The sequence below is a fragment of the Marinobacter sp. genome (assembly GCF_040904845.1).
Lineage (GTDB): Bacteria > Pseudomonadota > Gammaproteobacteria > Pseudomonadales > Oleiphilaceae > Marinobacter.
This window is the reverse complement of the sequence record NZ_JBBDSR010000105.1, coordinates 1-17,326: the sequence shown is the minus strand read 5'-3', so window position 1 is coordinate 17,326 and position 17,326 is coordinate 1. Positions and strand designations below refer to the sequence as shown.

The window sequence follows — 17,326 nt, the reverse complement described above, 5'->3', positions numbered from 1 at the left end:
CGGAGAGGGCTTCGGTCAGCTCGAAGCCAACCACGGAAAAGTGATCGGAGGAAAATTCGCCAATGGTGGCGGTAAACTGCAGTCCGCTTGCCTGGGGCATGTCTTCGGTCCCTGAAGAATGTGATGCGTCAACGTCTCAATATGATCGCCGCCCGGCACGATCCTGTGCAGGGCGGCCCACAGTCTAATACAGACTGCGTGGTATCTGATACCCCGCGAGGAGTTCCTGTGTGAACGGGTTGGTATTACTGGCCGCATGGAGCCGATAACGCATCTGGCCACTGTCCAGCTCAAACTTTACGTCCACCGAGCTGTTGCTGACCCCGGTAATATCGGCCTTGTCGAGCAGCCGGAATAACGCCCAGGGGCCGTTTTCCGAGAGGCTGCGGGGTGACCGGTTAATTTGCGTCGGCACCAGGGTAACCCGGCTTTCCGCACTGTCACGCAGGGTGTTCGGCCAGACCAGCGGTATGCTCTGGCGGGGGCCGTGGCTGAATTCCACCAGCTGGCCATCCACATTCACTACGCTGCGGCGTTTGTTGGAGGACAGGTTCAGGGGCTCCAGCGCAAATTCCACATCCAGCGACCCACCACGGGTAAAGAAGGCCCGGCGTATGGTTTGTGCTTTATCCAGCGCGGCCCGAACGTCTGCGCGTACCAGGCCGGCGCGCCGGGACTCACCCACATGTTCCGGGTGGTCTTCCAGGAACAGCTTCAGGTTCTCCGTGTAAAAGGTATCCAGCACACCCTCGGGCGCGAAGAACTCTTCAAAATCCTGCAACGCTGCGTCACGGCCGGCACCCGGGTTGAAGGGGTAATGTCTGGCCAGCGATTGCTGGAATGGCTGGTACACCTCGCGGTACCACTGCCGTTCCAACTGCGCTACGGCCTGATCCAGCACCACGCGCCAGCTTTCTTTTGCCAACTTGTCCAACATCCGGTCCAGCGGTGCCGGCTGATTGTCCGCCAGCCGCTGTAGAGTGAAGATCGGGTCGGCCCCCTCAAGTCCCATACGGGCACGGGCGGCCTGCAGTGCTGCCTTGCCCCGGTCCGGGGACTCCTGGATACCACGCATGTACTCGTGCAGGTCGCCAATCACGGTCATCACCTGTTCCATATCAGACGGGTTATCGCCATCTTTCCGATTGAGGTCGTTGAGCTCCGAGAACTGGCGGTCGATCTCCTGCATCATGGCGAAATGAGAGGACTGCTCCAGGGCTTTTCGCGCCGCTTTGGCGCGGGTGTCTGCTTCACCGTCGACCCCCGGAATCAGGCGGGTGTTGCCGGCGACCTGCCCGAACAGCTGCTGCAATGGCTGGTGCCCACTGGTGAGGTTTTCCAGCACCCGCACACCGTGATTGAAGTCATTAAAGCTCTGGATATCCATCCGGCTCAGGGCTCGCCGCCAGGTGTCAGCGTAATGGTCGGCGTACAGCGTTTGCAGTTCAGCGGTCAATTGCGCCTCATCGGATTCGCTGAAATCCACGTTGTCACGACGGCCGAGTACCCAGGCGTCCACCAGAGCGAGTTCCGTCACTGTGCCGGACTTTCTCAGGAACCAGGTATTCAGGCCGTCCCGGGTCAGCAACGATGGAATCACCAGTGGGTCGTCCTGCCCTGCCTCCGGCTCCAGCGGTTCGCCATGGCCATCCAGCTTGGTGAACACCGTGCTGAACGCCGGGCCCGACGATCGGGCAAGGTCCAAGGGCGAACTGAATTCCCGCGCCGCTTCCTTTTCCAGGTCATCATAAACCCGCTCGGTCGTCGCGATACGGCCGAGATCCTGCTGCGCCCACTGCACGCTGCTGCGGAAGGGTGCCAGTGCCATGTCGGCGGTGGCATCACCCTGGCGGACCTGATCCGCCAGGTCGATATGGGCCATGGCGTAATCCAGGTGGCGGTTCAGGCGCTGCTGGGTATCACGCTGACCGGGGAATCGGCTCTGCCAGTATTCGCTCATGTACTCGGTAACAATGTCATCACGGCGGCCGCTGGCATCATAGAGCATGCGCAGCACCCGCAGATGTTCCAGGCGCTCGGAGCTGTTGTCCGGGGCTTGCCCCATCTCCCCCATCACGCCCAGCATCAGTGCCGGCAGGTATTGGTAGGCCAGCATATCCAGATAGGCGGCTTCCACTTCCGGCCCGACACGCTGGCCCTGATACAGCCCCATATCGGTGACCAGCGGCCAGTGCTGCCGGTAATCTCCGAAGGCCAGAGTCGCCTCGCGAAGCTGGTCCAACGGCTGTAGCAGATTATTTCCGGTGGTGTCCGGCTCATAGCCCACCGGTCGCCAGTTGTCGATAAAGCTACGCACTCGCTGCTCAACGGCCGTGGCGGCTTCGGCGTTTTTGATGAAGTAATGCTGCCAGCCCGCCGTCATACCAACACCCGCGCATATCGCCACAACCGCCGCGACGGCGATCCTGCGCTGACGGCTGCGGACCACCCGGCGATTATCACCCGCCAGGCCGGATTCGCGATAAATCACATTGGGGAACAGCCCCTGGGTGAACAGGCTGGCAGACTGGCCGCTACGCTGTGCCGGCTGGATCGGGCCGGATAACTGATAGCTGGCCGCTGCGGCAGACACAAACGCGTCCTCCGGGACGCCTTCCTGAAGCACGGACGTAAAATAAGTCCCCCGCACCAGAGCCGGTGTGGAGAAGGCGTCTTCGGACAGCAGGTCGGTGAGGAACTGCTCCAGAACCGGCTTCAGGCCAGCCAGCTGTCGGCTGAACGAGTACACAGAGGTGCGTTCCTCGGCATCGCGGGTGGCCGCCATCACATCCGGCAAGCGCTGGTTCAACTGCTCGACCATGGCACTGAAGCGATCCGAGAATTCCGCCAGCCAGTCATCGCCTTCCAGCAGCGTTTCCAGCGGGAAGGTATAACCCAGCGGTTGCTCACGTTCGGCCTTGGTCAACGTTCGCATGAAGGGTCCGAAGCCATAAAGCAGATCCAGCTTGGTAAAGCTGACATACACCGGCAGCCGCGAACCGAGGGTTTCCATCAGTTCCCGCAGGCGGGTTCGAAGCAGGATAGCCTGGGTCTGCCGCTGCTGTTCGCTGCCGGTGCTAAGGCGCGCAATATCGACGGTCAGCACCACGCCGTTCAGCGGGCGCTGTGGCCGGTTCCGCTCCAGCCATTGCATGAAATGCTGCCACAGCCGCTGCTGCATTTCGGAGGCAGCCCCTTCGCCCTGATTCTGGCTCAGCAATTCGCCATCCGGATCGATCAGCACGCCGTGATCGCCGATCCACCAGTCGAAGCCCATGGGGTTTCGGTCTGCCCGCTCATTGCGGGTCACGTTGGTCAGGGTGTAGGTTTGCCCGCTGCGTTGAATCAGGCTGGTCTTGCCGGCATCTTCCAGCCCCATCACCAGATACCATGGCACGCGATACAGCCCTTTGCGGCCCGCCAGGTTACTTTTCAGCGCTTGCAGCTGGCGGTCCAGCAACCGTTTCTGACGTCGTTCCAGCGGCAGGATGGGGTCTTCTTCCTCGCGCTGCTCGTCGGCTTTGGCAGAGTTGATTTTCCCCAGCTTTTTGGCCAACAGGCTGGCCCATACCATGGCCACCAGCAAAACCACCCCGAGCGTCACCAGCGCCCGCATTTGCCAGGCTGCCAATGGGTACTCGCCGCCCATTTCCAGCCAGGGGCCCAGCCACCAGGTGGCAACCAACAGCATAATAACGCCGAGCGCCAGAGCCACCGGCACGGCACTGCGCAGGTAGGGAAGAATTCTTCGACCGATGAGTAATGCTTGTCTCCACATGGCATCCATTCCTGATAAAAAGTGTACTGACGGCGAAATCCGTTAAACCAGTTTTTCGAGTTTGGAAACCAGCCCCGGTTCCCAGTCTTCCAGGGCCAGGCCCCGGGTCTGTTGATGTAGATCCTGAATCTGTTGACCGGCCAGGCTTTTCAGCCCGCTGTCTTTCAGCAGCCGTGCGCTGGCCAATCGCCAATAAAAGCGTTCGCGAGGCTCGCGTGCTCCGGCAAGGCCGTCTTCCACCAGTTGCATGGCCTTCGCCAGCCCTTTCTGGCTCGCGAGTTCCCGGGCCAATTCATAGGCCTGTTCCCAGGGACTGGCTCCGCTGGAACCTGCTGCACCGGCTGGCGCAGTGTGCATCCAGTCTGCCGCGTCCGTGCACAGGAACGGGGTGCCGTCGTTAAAGGTCATCTCCGCCAGCTGTGGCAACCGCTCCACAAAGTCCGCAACGGACAACCGGATGGCTTCGCTGCAGTGGCTGTACCCAAGCGCCTCGGCCACCCGGGCACTGAGCCAGTGGCCATCCAACCAGAACGGGCTGACTGACAGGCTCTGTTCGATGCGTTTCCACAAGTCCATGTCCGGCGCTTTTTCCAGCGCCTCGTGGTAATCGGCAATCCGGTCGGCGCTGACTGCGGCCAGATCGGTTTTGACCCCGTCGCGGGACGGGGGCACCGTGGCAATGCCGTGCCAAATGGCGTGCCGGCGCAGCTGGTAGCCCAGGGCCGAATCTGGCCCGGTTTCCACGAGAAGATCCGCGACCTTCAACAAGCTTTGGCGGGTAGCCCGTTCGTTGGCCGGGTCCAGCGTCAGTTCGCCCAGAGACGCCTGCGCGGCCACCTTGCCCGACTCCTGGGCGGCACTGTGCGCGGGCTTTGCTGTTGGCTTTGTTTGGTCGTTGTCAGGTGCCGGTTCAGCCTCCGCCGGCAGTTTCTCCACCGTGCGTTTGAGATCGTAGAGGCCGTCATCCGCCAGTTGATGCTCCGCAGCCTGGGCAAGCAACTGCTTGATCGTGTTCAGGCAGAAGCCGCGGCCATCGCCGATGCCACCGTCGAATGACAGGGAATTCACCTCCTTGCCTGCGCGCTGGAGCATCTGGGTAAACATCATTTTGCGGGCGCGTTTGCCCTTGTCGCCGGGGTAGGGCCAGGCACTCTCCCACCAGGTCTCCAATACCCGGTGCAACAAAAACAGAGACAACGCAAAGCGTTCGCCGCTGCCGCCACGCTGTAGGCTCAGCAGCAGAAAGCCAAGCACTTTCAGATCTTTACTCTGATCCGACAGCAATCGCAGCGACTCGCTTTCGACCTTGTGCCAATCAATATCCGTATGCGCCAGGGAGCCCACTTTCATGATCTCGTTTTCCAGGAACTCCAGCGTGACGTCGTCCTCCAGCGGACCACCCACTCCGTGCTCTCCGTCGAGTGGCGTCAATACCTGTTCCACGTACGGATGTTGTTCAACCACCTGCATGTTAATCCTGCCTTTCCCTTTGCATAAAACCGGTTTCAATTACCAGCCACATTCGGAGCGAAGTGGCTCAATGGCAGCGCGGAAACCCTCAAGATCAAACATCAGACCATCGACCGAGCCATTGGGTGATGTGATCTCGGCATCCCCTCTGGCCGCCAGCGCCTTGGCCACCTGGATTGCCGGCAGGCCCCGCCCGCCACTGAGCAGGTAACCGTTATCCCGCACCCGCCATAAATCCTGGCCGGCTCCGAACCCGATGGTGACCCGCTCTTCGTCCAGGGGATCGGGCAGCATCAGCGACAGTTCGGTGATGTTGTTGTGGCACTGCAGGGCCAGCACGGGCCGCGGCGGCTGGCTCCCAAGGGCAGCCAGAGTCACCAGATGGCCGGCCTGGTCGCCGGTGTTGTTGTACAGAGGGCCGTCCCCCGGCGTGCGCCCCTGTTCCTGGGCGTAAGCCTGCCGCCACCGCGCTGGGCGCTCAGCAGCGGACACCGACAATGATTCCGCAGCGGCCAATGGCGTGCCGAAGACACCATCGAAACAGGCAAGCCGTTTCAGGCGCTGGGATTCAAGCGCGCACTGGCGAGCCTCATCCATCTGGCCGGCGGCAACTGGCGTTGCCATGCAGCCGAGGGTGGTCAGCATGAGGATGCGATGACGCCACGAAAAACGCCACCTCTTCATAGTTCGGCTACCTGATATTTGAGGCATTTATGGGCCAGCGTGCGCTTTGGTAAGCCGAGACTTTCGGCGGCCTGGGCCCGGTTGCCGTCGTACTGTTTCAATCGTTCCCGAATCACTGCTGCCTCGAATGCCTGAGCGGCGGCTTTCAGGTCATGGATCGTGGCGGCGGCAGGCACGCTGGCTATGGCGCTGCTGCCTGCCGCCGGCAGCCCTTGGGCCGGTTCTGCAAACGGGTCGTCCAGGCGCAGTGTTTCCGGCTGGATATCGTCGCCGACCGGAGTCTGCAGGCACGCCAATTCGATGACATTGCGCAGTTCCCGCACATTGCCCGGGAAGGCGTATCGGGTCAGGGTATGCAGGGCATGGCTACTAATGCCCATCGGCCCGGCACCTTCACGGGCCTGATAGGCCGCAATGAAATGCCGGCTCAGAGGTTCAAGATCTTCAGGGCGCTCCCGCAGCGGTGTGACGCGCAATGGAAATTGGCTCAGGCGGTAGAACAGGTCGCGGCGAAAGCGCCCTTCTTCAATGCCTTGCTGCAATGGCTGATGGGTTGCCGCCACCAGGCGGAAGTCGGAGTGCTGTTCCTGCTGGGCCCCCAATGGTCGGAATTGCCGGCTTTCCAGTACCCGCAGGAGTTTGGACTGAAGCGCGAGAGGCATGTCGCCAATCTCGTCAAGAAACAGCGTGCCACCATCGGCCTGGGCCAGCAGCCCTTCTTTGGCTCTGTCTGCGCCTGAGAATGCGCCTTTGGTGTGGCCGAACAGTTCACTTTCCAGCAGGGTTTCGGGGATCGCGGCACAATTGACGACCACCAGCGGGCCCTGCGCACGCCCGGAGAATTCGTGAATGCCCTTGGCGACCAGGTCCTTGCCGCAGCCCGTTTCGCCCTGTACCAGGACTGAGAGCTGGGAGCCGGCAGCGCGGATGATCTGGACGCGGAGGTTGGTCATGTCGGCGGAGTTGCCGACCAGGCTACCGGCGAGGTGTTCGCAGCGACGGCGCACGGTTTCAGCGTCGTGGAGATGATCCAGTGATCGTTTGAGCAGGCGGCGCTGCCAGACCTGGTCCCGGCTCTGCAGCTGGCTGATCCACTGATGGGTCAGCAGCTGTTTGAGGCCCTGGTAGAGCGGCATGGCGGTGATGCTGTCCCATTCTGGCTGGTCGGCACAGAGGGCGAGGATGCCGAGGGTGCGGCCGTCGCCGCCGGTGATGGGTTCGAGCCAGAAGGACCGTGGGCGGTCGCTGGCTTCGAGCAGGGCCTGGAATCCGCTGTGATCGAGGCGGTAGCTGGCGGCGCGGGTCAGTTCTCTGGCTTTGCCACTTTGCAGTATGTGGGCAAAGGGGTGGCTGAAGTCGCTGCAATCGAATTCGCCCAGTTCGGCGAGTTCGCTGCAATGCAGGGTGCGGCCGCTGAGGTCGAGTTCCAGTGCCCAGCAGCGGGTGAGGCCGAAGGCGTTTTCCAGCTGTCTGGTGGCGGTTTTTAACAGATCCGGCAGGTTATCCTGCTGAATCAGTGCCACCGCCAGATCGATGCCGGTGTGCAGTTCCATCTGCATCCGTCCCATGTTTCTTTTCCTTAGTCTTGTTTTCGCCGGCCGCACACCGTGCGGTTCTGCTTTCCAAAACACGCCGTGAATACATCCCTGTAGGCTCCGCTCCGCCATCCATGGCTCCGCAGGGTTTTGGAAAGCAGAACCCCACGCCGCGCTACTTCACAGTTATCCTAAGCTACCCTTCCTGAGAACTTGTTGCCTTCAACCCCCAACGTGACCTTCGTCACCGGCTCTCTAGCCGCCAACTTCTCCAGCAGCGCCAATGACACCGGCGGCAACAGTTCACCTTCGATGATGGACTCCAGCATCCTCGCGCCGTTTTCGCTTCTTGTAGCACGGCTGCGGATGGCTTCCACCAGGCCGTCTTCCAGCACCACGTCGGTGTGGTAACCATCTTTGATCTGGTCTGCCAGGCGCTGGAGTTTGTCGCCGACGATGCGGTTGAGGGTGTCGTCGCCCAGGGGCAGGTAGGGCACCACTTCCATTCTTGCCAGCAGGGCTGGTTTGAAGAAGTTCGCCAGTTCCGGGTAGAGGGCTTCTTCGATTTTTCCCGGTTCCGCGGCGTGGTGGACGATGGTCTGGTAGCCGAGGTTGGAGGTAAGGAAGAACACCACGTTTTTGCAGTCGATCAGGCGGCCTTCGCCGTCGGCCAGTTCGCCCTTGTCGAAGGCCTGATAGAACAGGTTGAGGACTTCCGGGTGGGCTTTTTCGACTTCGTCGAGCAACACGACAGAATAGGGTTTCTGGCGGATGGCTTCGGTGAGGATGCCGCCTTCGCCAAAGCCGACGTAGCCCGGGGGCGAGCCGATCAGGCGGGAGACGGTGTGTTTCTCCTGGTATTCGGACATGTTGATGGTGGTGAGGAACTGGCGGCCGCCGTAGAGCAGTTCGGACAGTTGCACCACGGTTTCGGTTTTGCCGACGCCGCTGGGGCCGACCAGCAGGAACGCACCCATGGGGCGGCCGGGGCGACGGAGGTCGGCGCGGGCGGTGAGCAGGTGTTGGTGCAGGCAGTCGATGGCGGTGTCCTGGCCTTTAATGTGGGCCTGCAGGTACGCCGGCAAATGGGTGATTTTTTGCAGTTCGTCGGTGGTCATGCGGTTGACCGGGATGCCGGTCCAGTCGGCGATGACTTCAGCCACCTGGCGGGCGTCGACGCGCGCGTGCACCAGCGGTTCATCCGCTTGCAGCTTGGCCAGTTCCTGTTCGATGGCGGCGGCTTCGCTTTTCAGGTCCGGGTGTTCTTCGCCGTCTGCTTCCGGGGTTTCGGTGGTTTCGGCGGCGGCCTGGTCGTCGTTGAGCAGCTGTTCGCGGATCTCTACCAGGCGGGTGACCAGTTCACGCTGATCGTTCCAGCTCTGCTCCAGTTCTGCGGACTCTTCCTTCATTGTGGCGATACGGGCGTCGAGTTCGCTTTCACGCTCACCGTCGACACTCTGGCCGAGGGTGTGTTCCCGGGCGAGCAGGTCCTGCTCCATGGCCATCTGGTGCAGCTCGCTACGCACGTGGCTAAGCCGGCGCGGCGGGGTGCTGAGGTTCAAACTGACCCGGGCGCAGGCGGTGTCCAGCACGTCGATGGCTTTGTCCGGCAGCTGGCGGCCGGCCAGGTAGCGTGCGGACATTTCGGCGGCGGCTTTCAGGGCGCTGTCGGCGATCAGCACTTTGTGGGCTTTTTCGTAGACGGTGCGCAGGCCACGGAGGATGTGGACGGCTTCGCCCGGTGTGGGTTCGTCCAGGGCGACCGGCTGAAAGCGACGGCTCAGGGCCGGGTCTTTTTCGAAGTATTTCTTGTACTCGCGCCAGGTGGTGGCGGCGATGGTGCGCAGTTCGCCACGGGCCAGGGCGGGTTTCAGCAGGTTGGCGGCGTCGGAGCCGCCTTCGCTGTTGCCCGCACCGATGAGGGTATGAGCTTCATCGATGAACAGGATGATTGAAGTGGCGGAGCCTTTGACGGCTTCGATGACGCCTTTCAGGCGTTTCTCGAATTCGCCTTTGACGGAGGCACCGGCTTGCAGGGCTCCCATGTCGAGGGTCCACAGTTCTACGTCGTGCAGCCGTTCGGGCACATCCCCTTGTACAATGCGCAGCGCCAGGCCTTCCACCACGGCGCTTTTGCCCACGCCGGCGTCGCCTACCACGATGGGGTTGTTCTTGCGGCGGCGGCAGAGGATGTCGATCATCTGGTCGATTTCGGCGTCCCGGCACACCACTGGGTCGAGCTTGTTGTCCCGCGCGAGTTTGGTGAAGTCGGTGGCGTAGCGCTTGAGCGGGTCCATGTCGGTTTCCGCCAGTGGCGCTTGGCCATCGGCCTGGTCCAGTTCCGGCCGTTCGGCGGAACCGGCGGTCAGGGTGTCGAACTGGCGGCGCAGCTGTTCGCGGTTGATCTCCCGCAACGGCTGGCTGACCTGCGGCATCAGGTAACGATCGGCGTTCATCAGCAGCGCGAGAAAAAGTGCGCCAGAGCGCAGGTCGCGGTGGCCCAGTTCGGTAGAGGCCAGCAACCAGGCATCCTGCAGCAGGTCCACCAGCAGCGGCGAGAATGACGGATAGGGCTCGGCGGTCTGGGGTTCGCCGTTGAGGCTGTCGCCTACCAACGGCTGGAATTCCAGGTGGCTGATCCCGGCGTTATCGAGAATCTGGCGAACGTCGGAAAACGGCGTTTCCAGCAATTTGAACAGCAGGTGGGCCGGGGTGATTTCCGCACCCTGACGGCTGATGCACAGTGCCGCAGAGGCTTCCAGTCCCTGGCGGCAAATGTCGTTGAGGCGCCCAATCAGCGCCGGCAGTTCTACCCTAATCACAGTGATATCCTTATTTAGGCAGTTGTTCCAGAACGCTGAGCACATCCCTGATGCGGTCATTCAGCGCCATGTTGTAGAGCGAATAGATTCCGGCCAGGGCCAGGGCAAACAGGCCACCAATGCCCCAGATCGGCAGACCGCTGCGCAAGCGGTTGCGGGCCGGGGTGACGTTCGCCAACGCGTCCGCCAGCGGTTGTTCCTCGTCCGAGTCGCGCAGGCTTTTCAGCTGTTCGTGCAGACCACGGATGATCTGTTCGTACTCGTCGCGGCCATTGGTCATCACCTTGTAGCGGCCCTCGAAGCCAAGACACAGGCACAGGTGAATGAACGCCAGCATGTCCCGGTACCGCAGTGGCTCCTGCTCCATACGGGAGAGGATGGCAAACACCTTCTCGCCACCCCAGGTCTCGTTGTGGAAACGGGACAGCAGCGAATGCTGGGACCACACGCTGTGGGCACCCCAATCGGTACCCAATACGGCTTCGTCGATAAACGCGCAGAGCACATAGCGATAGGCCACCACCGTTGGGCGCTCATAACCCTGCTCCACCAGTTCCCGGTCGATGGCTGCCACTTCGTCCACCACTTGCCGGTAGAGGGTTTCCACTTCCCGGAAATCCGTCAATCGGCGCACGCGTATCACCAGGCCCAATAGTGGCGTGGCAGCATCAATCAGCCGGTTGTCTTCCAGTCCGCGCAGTTGAAACTGGTCATTGGCAAACTCGCGGTTGGCGTTGCGATCGGCTTTATTGCCATCCGCAAACATCAGGTCACTGAACGCACTGCTGCCGGCGTCGCTGTTACCCTGATCGCTGTAGCGGGAAGAATCCTTCACCTGTGCATCGGCCATGATTTAACTCCTGATTGCCCAGAACTGCATTTCCATGCCCGGGAAGCTGCCGGCCACGTGGAAGGCGAATCCGCTGGCGTTATCCAGCATCTGCCAGGCCTGGCTCTGGTCGTCCAGGCGGAAGTACACAAAGCCGGCGTGGTACGGCAACTGGCGCGGGGCCACCGGCAGCGGTGATAGCGGAATACCCGGCAACTGCAGGCTGATCAGGTCGCGGATCTTCTCGACCGACGCTACCTTGCACTGCTGGGTAAACTGCTTGCGCAGATCGTCCAGCGGCATATCGGCTTTCACCGCCAGAATGAATTCGGCGTTGCCGATCAATTGGGTGTCCTGAATCGGCGCGACCGTCAGGCCGTACTGGCGTTCCTGCAGTTGGATCGCCAGCGCACGCGGCTCCAGCACCGTGCTCAGGGACTGTCGCAACACCTGCATCAGCGGGGTGAACGAGCCTTCCGGCAGGTCGTGATCGTAAGCGCTGTACTCGCGGGGCAAGCGGCTTTCGTCGGTGAAGGTCACCAGCTCGCCACACAGTTCCAACAAGGCTTCGTACAGGCGTTCCGGATGAAGCTGCCGCAACCGCGCAAGGTGCATAAAGCGCGGATGCGCCCGGTTGAGCATCTGCAGCAGCATGAAATCCGCCACATCGGCCACGCCGCCCTGCCCCGGTGCCCCTACCCGTTCGGCAATATTGCGGGCACGCTCTTTCATCCGCCCTGCCATTTCTCCAACGAACCGCTGCAGCCGCGGGGCTGCGCGTACGCTGAGCATGGTGGGCATGAAACTGGGGTCCATCACCAGGCTGCCATCGGGGCGCTTCTCCAGAATCCGGCCGATGGCCAGAGCGGCGTAGGCGCTGCGGTCGTCCCGTTCCAGCAACAGGCGGGGAGCTACCCGGGCCACGTCGATGGTGTGGGCGTCGCCGTCGATGGAATGCAGGTCACGGATTTCCTCACTGTGAGCCCGGAATCGTCCAGATACCGCGGCCTCCGGCCACTCCACTTCCGCCAGCGCATCGCTGCCCAGTGGCAGGGCGAGATACACCACCTGATTGGCTACCGAAGCGTCGGTAATTTCCAGTGGCTCCGGCATCACGTCATCCTGGGGCAGGCTGAAACGGGTACCATCGGGAAACAGCCCGCCCGCATGCACCAGGCCGATGCGGCCGAAGCTCAGATACTCATCATTCAGCGCCAGGTCACTGAAACCGTACAGATAGTCCGAGACCGCCAGCGCCCGTTCATTGATCTGGTGTTCCAGATACCGTTGTTGCTGCTGAAAGTGCTGGGGTTTGATGAACAGCCCATCACTCCAGACTACTCGATTGGTGACTGCCATCAGGATTCGTCCGACCGTCTGATTTGAACTTCCCGCTCACGCAGGTTGACCAGCACGTGGTAGCGCCCGCCGATGGGGTCTACTTTGACCACCTTTTTCCACTGGGACAGGTTCGGGTAGGCGTAAAACGCAATGATGCCGATGAAGCGCGTGTCACTGTCGACTTCGAACGACTCGATGAAACGGAACTGACCAGGCACCAGGGAATAATCATCGTGGTCGATGTAATTCTGGCCCAGGGAGTCCTCCAGATCGTTCAGCAACTGGTCAAAGTCCCCAGCCATCAGCATGGAGCTGTCGCGCATTTCGATCACCTGGAAGGCGATCGGCGTAGGGGCCAGCGACTCATTCGGGTTCACGTCCGGCTCTGCCAGCATGGTGAGGTCCACCCGGCTGGGCAGGTCCTCCGGGTAACCCACCGGGATATCCGGATTCCAAAGCACTTTGGCGGTTTTCGATACGGCGTTGTAGGGCGTGCTGCACCCCACCATGGCAAACACGACGGCCAGTAAGATCCCTTTACTGTATTTCACGACAGGTTCTCCCTCTGTAGTTTACGCAAATGTTGGTCGTACGCCTGATCGAACACCTCCTGAAAGAGGCGTTCAAAACCCTGCTGACGACTGGATTTCAGTTCACGGTAGTAATGCTCGTACATGTCCCAGGCCCAGCGGCCTTCGTCTTCATGTTTCTGTAACCCCCGGCGGTAGCCGTGAAAACGGCGCAACAGAGCTTCCGGTGAGAAGGCGTGGAGAATGGCCTCCAGCCCTTCACTGATGGCTTCCCGGGTTGCCAGTTGATGGTGACGCAGGCTCTGCAGGCTTTCACTGACCGCCGCTGGCGCGGACAGATGCACCGGGCTGCGCTCGCTGGCAAACAGCGTCTGCACCGTGTCCTGGTAGTCCTGCCCCAGGCGCAGCGGGTTATCCTCAATCGGTTGCAACCGTGTGCGCAGCGCCTGGTGGCGGCTGTCTTCACTCTGGTGCAGGGCCAACAAGCCTTCCACCGTGGCTTTCAGGGTCTGGCCGGCTTCTTCGAGAAACAGCCGCATATCGTCGCTGTCGGCGAAGACCAGGTCAGCGTCCATGCCCTGAAGCATCGGTGCGCCGCTGATGTGCTGGCGGCTGTGGTCGTTGGTGTGTTCGTTTTCTGGTGCGGTTGTCTGTTCTGGCATTCTGTTCTGCGCTCCCTGCCTGACCGGCAAGCCCATCGCCACATCGCGATGCTCCCGGTATTGATCGGTCACTTCACCCTCCGCTGCAAACCACTCGGTGCTGTTTGCCATCAACGCCTGCTCCTGCTGGCTGTCTGAAGCGTTCTGCCGCGCGGGTTCCTGAGTATTCCAGTGGTCCATCGGGTCATCCCTGACCGGCTGGCCCGCTGCCGGTGCCAGCCCCGTCAGCGGTTCATCGCCTTCGGTCTGCTGCTGCCGGCGCTCCGCCCGGAGCAACGACGCTTCCTTCACGTTTACCAGGGTATGATCTTCTCCCGGTTCCGGCGCTAACGGGTCGGACGGGCTCTGATGGCCCCCAAGCTCGGCGCGAATCCGATAGCGGCCGATGGTAATGACATCGCCACTTTTAAGCCGTGCCCGACGCCCCCGGCCAATGGGCTGGCTGGCACTGTTGATATAGGTGCGACCACTGCGGTCAATCAGGCAGAACACGCCATCGATCAAGCGAACTTCGGCATGGCCTGGCACCGCCCCGGTACGGTGGGAAGACAGTTGCCAGGTATCGTTGCTGGCGGTGCCGATTGATCCGCCTGCAGCGGTAAATTCGTGCTTCGGCAACAAGCCACTGCCAACGGCGGTGGGGTTGTTTATCTGCAATGTCAGTGACTGACGCTTTTCCATGTCCGGTATCCTTGTGCGGTGGTCAGCGGCGAATCTGCAGGCGAACCGCCGGCAACTTACGGGCTTTCTCTGGCGTCACAAACGAGTTCCAGCCCAGGCGCACGTCCACGCCGGTTCGCATCGGCTTGACGTCTTTCGGCCGCATCTGCAGTTCCAGGTCATAAGCCAGCTGTTCGCGGGTGGTGAATTCCACCAGTTTCACCAGCCGCTGGTGATCCTTGCCATTGGGCAGAAAGTCGGCAAATCGCTGGCGATCCAGGTTGCGGATACGCAGGATGAATTTGCCGCTGCGGTCGCCGATTCCCGAACCCACTAGCGTGTCTTCACCCAACGTGGCGTTAACGTGCCCCAACCGGGTTTGCTGATCCTTCGGAATGGCCACTCGCCGCAGTACCCACTGCTCAATGCTGACGTCATCCAGATCAAAACAATGGGCGACGATGCCACTGACCACATCCGGTGAGCGGCTGCGACCCGCCATCAGCCCGGCATAGGCCAGCATTTTCGACCAGTTGACCGGTGTGGCATCCCGCAGACGGCGATCACCCAGGCCGGCCAGTGCAAAAATGTGTTCGGAAAATCCGTCCGATGCACCGGGGCGGAAGCGTACGTAGTAGCGGTACTTGCGCCACGACCGGTGAAACAGGGTCACCAGCCGGTGATTGAAAAAGTCCAGGAAGTGGCGACGGATGCCCAGGTCCTGCCCCGCTTCCCAGGCCAGGTCTTCCAGGTAGTAACCCGGCAGTGGCGATTGCGAGCCGTGCAGCCCCAGAAAGCTCACTTCCATCTGGTAAGGCGCGTGTTCGTGTTCCGGCGAAAACGCCGAGACCACGTCACTGCCTGGAAAACCCAGTCCGGCGGAGGCTGAAAAACGGATGCGCTCGCGCCGGGGCTGATCGTCCTGGGCGCGCTCCAGATCGTCTCCGTGGTGCCGGTGAATCAGGTCCACCAGCTGAAAAAAGCTGTATCGCCGTGCATTGCCCAGAACGGGTTGCAGCTCGGCTACATCAGCGGCTGCTGACCTTGCTGTAACGTCCATGTGTACCGTTCCTGATTGTCTGTGTTCACCACTTCCAGTTGGTGAAAGGCGTTGATGCTCGCGTAAAGCGCAAAGAATTGACTGAGAACCGTGCCGAACAGGTATAAATCGCCTTCCGAGGCGAACGCCGTCTGGTCCAGTTTCATGACGGACCGAATACCCCGCACGGGCAGGCCACGCACCATCCGGTCCACCGGCGACGTTTCAATGCCGGTTATGCCGGACAGCCGCTTCTGCGACACCCGCTCCGCCTGGCGGTCCACTAGCGCGCGAAAATCATACACCCGCAGGACCGTGCGCAAAGCGTCCACATCCAGCATGGACAGGTAGTTCAGCGACAGGTTGGAGATCAGTGTCCACAACAGGCTGCCATCCAGGGTCGGCCGCAGGGTGGCGGTGGGCCGGGTAATGTTGCTGAAGGTGGCGAACGCCGGCGTGCTTTCGGTCGCCATGCAGATTTCGCCCACCGCCAGCTGGCTCGGTAACTGTCGGTTGGTGCAGGTGAGGGTCAGGGAAATCGCTTCCTGGCGGCTCATGCACTCGGATTCGTCGCCCCGCACAAATGACATGTAGTGATCAAACCCGTCACCACGAACGCTGTCTCGCGCCCGCACCCGGTAATACAGCGCGGTGCGGCCACGGTCGCGCTCCACTTCGTGCTGAAAGCTTTCAAACGCGGTGTAAATGCGCGGCTCGCCCCGTCCGCAACGGCCTTCCAGCCAGCCCTCTACCTGCTCGATGCTGAACACTTCAAAATGGTCTGGCGAGCGGCTGGACGGTGAAATCCGGTACTCGGTCTGGCGGCCATTGAGATCCACCGGTTCGCCTTCGTGGGTGAACAGGTTCACTGCCGGCGTGCAATACAGCTGGAAGTTGTCTTCCCGCACTTTGGCGTCCGGCGGCAGAATGCGGCTGAAATGAAAGCGCAGGCTGATTTCGTCCGCCTGCACCGCCGGCAGCCGCCGCCCCAGGCCATGAATATCCACAAAGCGAAATGCTTCGGGGAAACTCAGGTATTCCTGCAGAATGCGATACCCGGGATAGGCGTTTTTCGGATATGGCAGCAGGGCTTCGTCGCTGGCAAAGCCGACCGGTTGCAGCAGGGTGGCCGGCACCCGGTAAACAGACTCGCCAACGATCAATTCGATCCGTTCCAGGTAGTGGTTCAACCACAGGAACAGGGTTTCGGAGATGTGGCTCTCGCCACCCAGGTAGAACCGCAGGCTGTCCATGCCCAATGTCGACAGCGGCTGATCGGTGTGCAACGCCAGGTCGACGGTAACGGAAGACACTTCCCGCGAATGTTCGGCATGGGCTGCCGCCACACTGACCGGGAATACGTCGACGGCGCGGCAGGTGCGAAACCGGCACTGGGTCTGGCGGGTGACATCGCCCAGCGGTCGGCTCTTGATTTCAGTATGACGGTCCACCCGCTGGCGCTCACTGATGGCATGCAATTGCGGGTCAAAGCGCATAATGGTGCAACTGGGCACCGGGCGCAGGTAGTTCGGCCACAGCATGTTCAGCAGCGAATGGGTGATTTCCGGAAATTCGTCTTCGACTTTTTCACGGAGCTTGCCGGTCAGGAAGGCGAAGCCTTCCAGCAACCGTTCGACGTCCGGATCGGTGCTTTGCTCCGATAGAAACCGGGTGAGCTGCGGATGGGCATCCGCGAATTCCCGGCCCTGCAATCGCAGAAAGCTCAACTCGTCCCTGTAAAACCGATTTAACTTCATAGACTACTGCACCAATGTCCGGTTAGAGGGGGTGGGGATGCTTTTCTGCCGGGAAAAAAGATGTCTGAGCGCAGCGAGTTGTTTTTTCCCAGAAGAAAAGTGTCGCCATCTCCTCTTGCTCCGAGCAGGGGTGTCGGTGGGCATTCCAAAAGACGCTGCAAGCCCTTCCATGGGGCGCTTGGGCTCCGCCATCCATGGCTCCGCACACTTTTGGAATGC

At 61.3% G+C, this 17,326-nt stretch carries 11 protein-coding genes; all 11 read right to left on the bottom strand.

All coding sequences use genetic code 11. The features are described from left to right. Positions 1 to 184: 184 nt before the first annotated feature. The 11 genes from tssM to tssF all read right to left on the bottom strand — a co-directional run bounded on the left by tssM (position 185) and on the right by tssF (position 17,107). Complete coding sequence (tssM, locus tag WD429_RS13185; RefSeq protein ID WP_368422642.1) at positions 185 to 3,787, bottom strand: type VI secretion system membrane subunit TssM; 3,603 nt, start codon at positions 3,785 to 3,787, stop codon at positions 185 to 187. 33 nt (positions 3,788 to 3,820) lie between these two features. Further along, complete coding sequence (gene tssA / locus WD429_RS13180; RefSeq protein ID WP_368422641.1) at positions 3,821 to 5,248, bottom strand: type VI secretion system protein TssA; 1,428 nt, start codon at positions 5,246 to 5,248, stop codon at positions 3,821 to 3,823. Between the two features lie 39 nt (positions 5,249 to 5,287). Then, positions 5,288 to 5,932, bottom strand: coding sequence for a type VI secretion system-associated protein VasI (gene vasI / locus WD429_RS13175; protein WP_368422640.1), 645 nt, complete (start codon positions 5,930 to 5,932; stop codon positions 5,288 to 5,290). Further along, a complete protein-coding gene (locus WD429_RS13170; RefSeq protein ID WP_368422643.1) occupies positions 5,929 to 7,491 on the bottom strand; it encodes a sigma 54-interacting transcriptional regulator in 1,563 nt (520 codons plus the stop codon). Before WD429_RS13170 ends, vasI begins: the two co-directional genes overlap by 4 nt. 167 nt (positions 7,492 to 7,658) lie before the next feature. After that, positions 7,659 to 10,289, bottom strand: coding sequence for a type VI secretion system ATPase TssH (gene tssH / locus WD429_RS13165; RefSeq protein WP_368422639.1), 2,631 nt, complete (start codon positions 10,287 to 10,289; stop codon positions 7,659 to 7,661). 10 nt (positions 10,290 to 10,299) lie between these two features. Continuing rightward, the gene (gene icmH / locus WD429_RS13160) at positions 10,300 to 11,139 is read right to left on the bottom strand and encodes a type IVB secretion system protein IcmH/DotU (RefSeq protein ID WP_368422638.1); all 840 of its coding nucleotides are present in this window, start codon (positions 11,137 to 11,139) and stop codon (positions 10,300 to 10,302) included. Positions 11,140 to 11,142: 3 nt separating this feature from the next. Continuing rightward, positions 11,143 to 12,477: a type VI secretion system baseplate subunit TssK gene (gene tssK / locus WD429_RS13155; protein WP_368422637.1), complete on the bottom strand. Its 1,335-nt coding sequence runs from the start codon at positions 12,475 to 12,477 to the stop codon at positions 11,143 to 11,145. Beyond that, positions 12,477 to 13,010 (bottom strand): type VI secretion system lipoprotein TssJ, encoded by a 534-nt coding sequence (gene tssJ, locus WD429_RS13150; RefSeq protein WP_368422636.1) that lies wholly within the window; start codon positions 13,008 to 13,010, stop codon positions 12,477 to 12,479. Before tssJ ends, tssK begins: the two co-directional genes overlap by 1 nt. Continuing rightward, positions 13,007 to 14,332, bottom strand: coding sequence for a type VI secretion system-associated FHA domain protein TagH (gene tagH / locus WD429_RS13145; RefSeq protein ID WP_368422635.1), 1,326 nt, complete (start codon positions 14,330 to 14,332; stop codon positions 13,007 to 13,009). The genes tssJ and tagH overlap by 4 nt, the downstream gene beginning before the upstream one ends. 22 nt (positions 14,333 to 14,354) lie before the next feature. Beyond that, a complete protein-coding gene (tssG, locus tag WD429_RS13140; protein ID WP_368422634.1) occupies positions 14,355 to 15,371 on the bottom strand; it encodes a type VI secretion system baseplate subunit TssG in 1,017 nt (338 codons plus the stop codon). Beyond that, entirely contained in the window at positions 15,335 to 17,107 is a 1,773-nt protein-coding gene (gene tssF, locus WD429_RS13135) for a type VI secretion system baseplate subunit TssF (RefSeq protein WP_368422633.1), read from the bottom strand. The genes tssG and tssF overlap by 37 nt, the downstream gene beginning before the upstream one ends. Positions 17,108 to 17,326 lie beyond the last annotated feature (219 nt).